The sequence below is a fragment of the Anaerosphaera multitolerans genome (genome assembly GCF_004006535.1).
In the GTDB taxonomy this organism is placed as follows: domain Bacteria; phylum Bacillota; class Clostridia; order Tissierellales; family Peptoniphilaceae; genus Anaerosphaera; species Anaerosphaera multitolerans.
This window is the reverse complement of the sequence record NZ_RLIH01000029.1, coordinates 1-7,063: the sequence shown is the minus strand read 5'-3', so window position 1 is coordinate 7,063 and position 7,063 is coordinate 1. Positions and strand designations below refer to the sequence as shown.

The 7,063-nt window shown below is 33.1% G+C and carries 4 protein-coding genes; all 4 read left to right on the top strand.

Features of this window, described 5'->3' with window-relative positions; all coding sequences use genetic code 11:
* Positions 1–196 precede the first annotated feature (196 nt).
* Positions 197–2,929 carry a preprotein translocase subunit SecA gene (gene secA / locus EF514_RS10505; RefSeq protein WP_127725406.1) on the top strand — a complete coding sequence of 911 codons (2,733 nt, stop codon included), beginning with the start codon at positions 197–199 and terminating at the stop codon, positions 2,927–2,929.
* 640 nt (positions 2,930–3,569) lie between these two features.
* On the top strand, positions 3,570–3,734 hold the full coding sequence (locus EF514_RS10840; RefSeq protein ID WP_164845596.1) for a hypothetical protein: 165 nt from the start codon (positions 3,570–3,572) through the stop codon (positions 3,732–3,734).
* Positions 3,735–3,847: 113 nt separating this feature from the next.
* Entirely contained in the window at positions 3,848–5,776 is a 1,929-nt protein-coding gene (locus EF514_RS10500; protein WP_127725405.1) for an acyl-CoA dehydrogenase family protein, read from the top strand.
* Positions 5,777–5,805: 29 nt separating this feature from the next.
* Complete coding sequence (locus EF514_RS10495; RefSeq protein WP_127725404.1) at positions 5,806–7,023, top strand: FprA family A-type flavoprotein; 1,218 nt, start codon at positions 5,806–5,808, stop codon at positions 7,021–7,023.
* Positions 7,024–7,063: the final 40 nt, after the last annotated feature.

The following is a 7,063-nucleotide window of genomic DNA, read 5'->3' as shown; positions in this document are numbered from 1 at the left end:
AAGATATCAGCTGATGATATCTTTTTTGTTTTAGTGAATGTAAATCTTAAAATAAGTCTATAATTAGAATAAAAATGTGTATTTTTAAAGTATTTAAGTATATAATATATTAGGTTAATCAAATATAAAAATGTAATTTGAAGAGAATATAAATTGATGATAAAATTAAGTATTAAATAAAAGGAAGGATGGTTGTATGGGCTTATTTGAAAAAGTCTTTGGATCCTATAGCGAAAGAGAAATAAAGAAAATTGAACCTATTGTAAATAAGGTTATGGGTCTTGAGGGAGAAATAGAGCAATTAACTGATGATGAGTTAAAATCAAAAACTGAGGAATTTAGAAATAGATATAAGGATGGGGAAACTTTAGACGATTTATTGCCGGAGGCTTTTGCCGTAGTGAGGGAAGCTGCTTGGAGAGTGCTTGGAATGAAGCACTTTAGAGTACAGGTTATTGGTGGTATTATTCTTCATCAAGGGCGTATAGCGGAGATGAGAACAGGAGAAGGAAAGACTTTGGTTGCTACTTTGCCTGCTTATTTAAATGCTATTTCCGGAGAGGGAGTCCATGTTGTAACTGTTAACGACTACTTAGCTGAACGTGATAAGCAATGGATGGGAAAGGTATATCAGTTTTTAGGTTTAAGTGTGGGATGTATTTTACATGATATGGAACCTATAGAAAGACGAGAAGCCTATAATTCCGATATAACCTATGGTACTAATAATGAATTTGGTTTTGACTATCTTAGAGATAATATGGTTGTTTATAAGGAAGAAATGGTTCAAAGAAACTTAAACTACTGTATCGTTGACGAGGTGGACTCTATATTAATAGATGAGGCGAGAACCCCTCTTATTATTTCCGGTAAGGGAGATGAATCTACAGATTTATATATTAGAGCAAGGGATTTTGTAAACAGTCTTACTTTTAGAATTAAGACTGAGGATGAATCTAAGCTTGAAAGATTTAATAGAGAATTTGAAGAAGAAACTGTAGACTTTGTAATTGCCGAAAAAGATAAAACGTCTGTTTTAACCGATAAGGGAATAGAGAAGGCTGAGCGATTCTTTGGTATTGAAAACTTATCTGACGTTGAAAATATGGAAATTTCTCACCATATAAACCAAGCTTTAAAAGCTAAGGGAAATATGAAAAGAGATATTGATTATGTAATTGAAGACGGAGAAATTGTAATTGTAGATGAGTTCACCGGTCGTTTAATGTATGGTCGTAGATATTCAGAAGGATTACACCAAGCTATTGAGGCAAAAGAAAATTTAACAGTAAAAGCAGAATCTAAAACTTTGGCAACAGTTACATTTCAAAATTACTTTAGAATGTATAAAAAACTTGCAGGTATGACTGGTACTGCAATGACAGAGGAAGAAGAGTTTAGAGATATTTATAAAATTGACGTTGTGGAAATTCCTACTAATAAACCTATAATTAGGGTTGATAACAACGATTCAATTTATAAAAATGAAGAAGCTAAGTTTAATGCTGTGATAAAAGACATACAGGAAGCTAACTCCAAGGGACAACCTGTTTTAGTAGGTACTATTTCAATAGAAAAATCAGAGGAGCTTTCTAAATATTTAAAACGTGCAGGTATTAAGCATAATGTTTTAAACGCTAAGAATCATGCTCAAGAGTCTGAAATAGTAGCACAAGCGGGAAGATATGGCGCAGTTACTATTGCAACTAACATGGCAGGACGTGGTACTGACATAGTACTTGGCGGTAATGCAGAGCATATGGCTAAAAAAGAATTGGAAAAGAAAGGTCTTGAACCGGAAGTTTTGGAACAAGTTGATACCTTTAACGAAGTAGTAGATGAAAATATTTTAAAAGCTCGTGAAGATTATCAAGAACTTGTAAAAAGATTCAAGGAAGAAACCGATAAGGAAGCACAGGAAGTAATAGCAGCAGGCGGACTTCATATTATAGGTACGGAAAGACATGAGTCAAGACGTATAGACAATCAGCTGAGAGGACGTTCAGGACGTCAAGGAGATCCGGGTTCAACTAGATTTTATATTTCCGGAGATGATGATTTAATAAGATTGTTCGCAGGAGATAGATTTAAAGAAACTATGGAGAGAATAGATGCTCCGGAAGATGAACCTATTGAAGCTAAAATATTGACAAGGCTTATTGAATCTGCTCAACGTAAAGTTGAGGGAAATAACTTCTCCATTCGTAAACACGTACTCCAATATGATGATGTAATGAACAAACAAAGGGAAGTTATCTATGCCGAAAGGCGTAGAGTGTTAGAAGGCGAAGACTTAAAAGAGCATATTGCTGCTATGGTTGAAGATGTTATAGTGACAAATATTGATTTCTATAACAAATTAAATGATAATAATGAAAAGATTTTAGATTTAGCTGGATTAAGCGGTTTTGTTAAAAGTGAATTTGGCATTGAAAAGGATAGTATTTTAAAGTTAAAAGATTCTTCAGTGGAAGATATTGAAGAGGAATTAAAGAGATTAGCTAAGGAAAAGTACGCAGAAAAAGAAGCTGAATTCGGAGAAGATAAGTTTAGAGAAATTGAAAGAGTTGTACTTCTACAAGTAGTAGATCAAAAGTGGATGGACCATATTGACGCAATGGATCAACTTAGAAAGGGAATAGGTCTTAGAGCTGTTGGTCAAACAGACCCGGTTAGAGCATATGCTCAAGAGGGTTTTGATATGTTTGAAGAGATGAATGAAGCAATAAAAGAAGATACAGTTAAAATGCTTTATCACATAGTGAATCCTGAAATTCAAAGAGTTAGAGTGGCGAAAGAAATAGATACTGTAAATCCGGATACAGGAAAACAACAACCCTATAAGAGAAAGGATAAAAAAGTAGGTCGTAATGATCCTTGTCCTTGTGGAAGTGGGAAAAAATATAAAAACTGTTGTGGAAGAAATTAAATAATTTTATAAAAATCTACCTTTAATTTAATATAAGGTAGATTTTTTTGTTAAATTTAGACAAGTGAGGGTATCTAAGTAGTAAGAGCTTGTTTTAAATATTAGTTTAAAGGAGGCATAATGAATTTAATAACATCCTATAACTTTTTGGTTAAAGTATTATAAAGTTTGTAATTATATATATACCAAAGAATTAGATAGGTCTGATGGAACTTTTAAGTAGCAGTTTCATTAGTGACGCAAACTTAAAACGGCACTTAGCTTATATTACAATAGTCTATTAATATAGTGGATTATTAATAGAGTTTTCAAGTAATAATTTGATTCTTTTAAGTTTAATCTGGCGTAAATCTATATTTCTTAATAAATAATAACTTCAAACATGTGGATTCATCTTCTATTTTTAAAGAATTGAATTATATGCTGATTGCTTTATGAGCAATAATAATAGAAGTATTATCATTTATTGAGAATATTTTTATGAGATAAATTTGTCTACAACATCTTGACTTTGACATTAGCATACAGTACTATATTGGTATAGTATAGTGTAATAAAGTTATACTTCAAAATTACTTGAAAGTGTTCAAGAGAGGAAAAACGTTTCCCATAGGTACAAAAAATATATGGGGGTATGCAAATGAGTTTTTTTAAAAAGAAAAAGCGTAAAAAATCAACAGAAGAAAAAAAGCTAAAGGAAGAAACAATTATTGATGAGACTTCTAAGAAAGAGAATAAGCAAAGGAAACATCAAATGTTAAAGACGCCAAAGAAGTTAAAGAGAAAAAAGATTCTAAGCAATTAGAAAAGACAAATGATGAAAAAGCAACAAAAGATCAAAAGAAAACTTCTGAGAAAACTTCTAATGTTGAGAAAAAAGAAAAACAAAATCTAAAGAAAGAAGAAGGGGGTAAATCTATGTATTTTCAAACACAAAAAAAGCACGAGGACATTCGTAAACAAGTTAGAGAATTTGTAGAAACTGAAGTTAAGCCTATAGCTTTTGAGTTGGATCAAAACAATGAATTTCCTACAGAAGCCATTAAAAAGTTTGGCGAAATGGGACTTATGGGTCTTCCTTTCCCTAAAGAGTATGGCGGAATGGGAATGGATAATTTAAGTTATGCAATAGCGGTAGAGGAACTTTCAAGAATAGACGGTGGAACAGGTGTAATTTTATCTGCTCACGTTTCTTTAGGAAGTTGGCCTATATATGCATATGGAACTGAGGAACAAAAGAAAAAATATTTAGTGCCTTTAGCAAATGGTACAAAGATAGGTGCCTTCGGATTAACAGAAGAAAACGCAGGAAGTGATGCAGCTGGTACTGAAACAACTGCCGTGCTAGATGGAGATTATTACATTTTAAACGGTAATAAAATTTTTATTACAAATGCCATAGTAGGAGATATTTATGTGGTATTTGCAGTTACAACTCCTGGTATTGGAACACATGGAATAAGTGCTTTCATAGTTGAAAAAGGTTGGGAAGGATTTACTTTCGGAGATCACTATGACAAATTAGGTATCCGTTCTTCTTCAACAGCTGAGCTAAACTTTAACAATGTGAAAGTTCCTAAAGAAAACTTACTTGGTAAGGAAGGACAAGGTTTTAGAATTGCCATGTCAACACTTGACGGCGGACGTATAGGTATTGCCGCACAAGCTTTGGGAATAGCACAAGGCGCTTATGAAGAAGCTGTTAAATATGCTAAGGAAAGAGTTCAATTTGGAAAACCGGTTGCATTCCAACAAGCTATATCTTTTAAAATAGCTGATATGGCTACAAAATTAAGAGCTGCAAGATACTTAATTTACTCTGCAGCTGAGTTAAAAGATAATGATAAATCTTATAGTACTGAAGCGGCTATGGCTAAAATGTATGCTTCCGACATAGCTCTTGAAGTAGTGAATGATTCATTACAAATCTTTGGTGGATCAGGATTTATGAAGGGTATGGAAGTTGAACGTGCATATAGAGATGCTAAGATAACTACAATTTATGAAGGTACAAATGAAATTCAAAGAGTTGTTATATCTTCTAGTATTTTAGGTAGACCACCTAAACAAAAAGCAGTTTTAGCAGCTAAGAAGGGCGGCCCTATAACTGGTGAACGTAAGAGATTAATTTATAAAGATGGAACTGCTGAAGAAAAAGTTAAAGCTTTAGTAGCTGCTTTAAAACAAGACGGATATGATTTTACTGTTGGTATTCCTATTGATACACCAATTGTGGAATCTGAGCGTGTAGTAAGTGCTGGTAAGGGTATTGGAAGTAAAGAAAATATGAAGTTAATTGAAGAATTAGCTGTACAAGCAGGTGCTTCAGTAGGAGCTTCAAGACCAGTAGCAGAAACTTTAAAATATGTACCGTTGACAAGATACGTAGGTATGTCTGGACAAAAATTTAGAGGAAACCTATATATTGCATGTGGTATTTCTGGAGCAACTCAACACTTAAAGGGTATTAAAGATGCGGCAACAATCGTTGCAATTAATACAAACGGAAATGCACCTATATTTAAAAACTGCGATTATGGTATAGTGGGAGATTTAAATGAAATATTACCTCTTCTAATTGCTGAATTAGATACTGGTGAAGAAAAGAAACCAGCACCTCCAATGAAGAAAATGAAGAGATCAAAACCTAAGAAATTAGCTCCAAACTATAAGGTATTCGTATGTAATGGTTGTGGATATGAATATGATCCTGAAATAGGAGATCCTGATGGTGAAATTGATCCAGGTACACAATTTGAAAAGATACCTGAAGATTGGATTTGTCCAAGCTGTGGAGAAGAAAAAGAGAACTTTATAGAAGTGGAGTTCCCTGAGGGAAGACGCTAATTTGAAGCTAATTTAAGGAGGTTAATTATATGCTAAATGCTATTAGAAAAGTAACTGACGATTTATATTTTGTCGGAGCTAATGATCATAGATTAGAATTGTTTGAAAATATACACCCAATTCCACAAGGAGTTTCTTATAACTCATACTTGATGATGGATGAAAAAACTGCTTTATTTGATACTGTTGATTGGTCAGTAACAAGAACTTTATTGGAAAACATCTTAGAAGTTTTAGATGGAAGAGATTTGGACTATTTGATTATAAATCACATGGAACCGGATCACTGTGGTTCCATAGAGGAAATCTTAATCAGATATCCTGAAGTAACTGTTGTAGCTACTGAAAAAGCTTTTGACTATATGAGACAATTGAGAATTAGATCAATTGATAACCATAAAACAATGATAGTTAAAGAGGGAGACAGCCTTTCATTAGGAAAACACAACATAGTATTTGTTGAAGCTCCAATGGTTCACTGGCCAGAGGCAATGGTTTCCTTTGACACAACTGATGGAATTTTATTCTCAGCTGACGCATTTGGAAGTTTTATAGCTCTTGATGGTGTTCTATTTGCAGATGAAGTTGATTTTGATAGAGATTGGATAGACGAAGCAAGAAGATATTACACTAATATAGTAGGCAAGTATGGACCTTTTGTACAAGCTTTATTGAAAAAAGCAGCTACAATTGACATTAAAATTATTTGTCCATTACACGGGCCTGTATGGAGAGAAAACCTAGGTTATATTTTAGAAAAATATGATAAGTGGAGCAAGTATGAGCCTGAAGAAAAAGGTGTATTAATACCTTATGCTTCAATGTATGGCAATACTGAACAAGTTGCTCAAGTAATAGCTTCAAAGCTTTATGAAAAAGGAGTAAGAAATGTAGCTGTTTATGACGTTTCAAATACAGATACTTCTTATCTAATATCTGAAGCATTCAGATTAAGTCATATGATTTTATGTTCTGTAACTTATAACTTAAATATTTATCCTAAGATGGAATACTTCCTAAGAGAAATGAAATTGTTAAATCTTCAAAATAGGACTGTTGCAATTGTTGAAAACGGTTCATGGGCACCTCAATCAGGAGATTTAATGGAAAAATTCTTAGATGATGAAATGCGTATGGTAGACGTATTAAATGAAAGAGTTACATTGAACTCTGCGCTATCTGAAGGTAACTTAACAGATATTGACTCACTTGTAGAAGCGGTTGTAGATTCAATTAATAACGATTAATCAATAAAAAGCAGCTGTTGGTTTTCAACAGCTGCTTTTT

What these genes read in the sequence shown, in the direction of transcription:
- secA (WP_127725406.1), top strand. Translation starts at nt 197, where the DNA reads ATGGGCTTATTTGAAAAAGTCTTTGGATCCTATAGCGAAAGAGAAATA.
- EF514_RS10840 (WP_164845596.1), top strand. Translation starts at nt 3,570, where the DNA reads ATGAGTTTTTTTAAAAAGAAAAAGCGTAAAAAATCAACAGAAGAAAAA.
- EF514_RS10500 (WP_127725405.1), top strand. Translation starts at nt 3,848, where the DNA reads ATGTATTTTCAAACACAAAAAAAGCACGAGGACATTCGTAAACAAGTT.
- EF514_RS10495 (WP_127725404.1), top strand. Translation starts at nt 5,806, where the DNA reads ATGCTAAATGCTATTAGAAAAGTAACTGACGATTTATATTTTGTCGGA.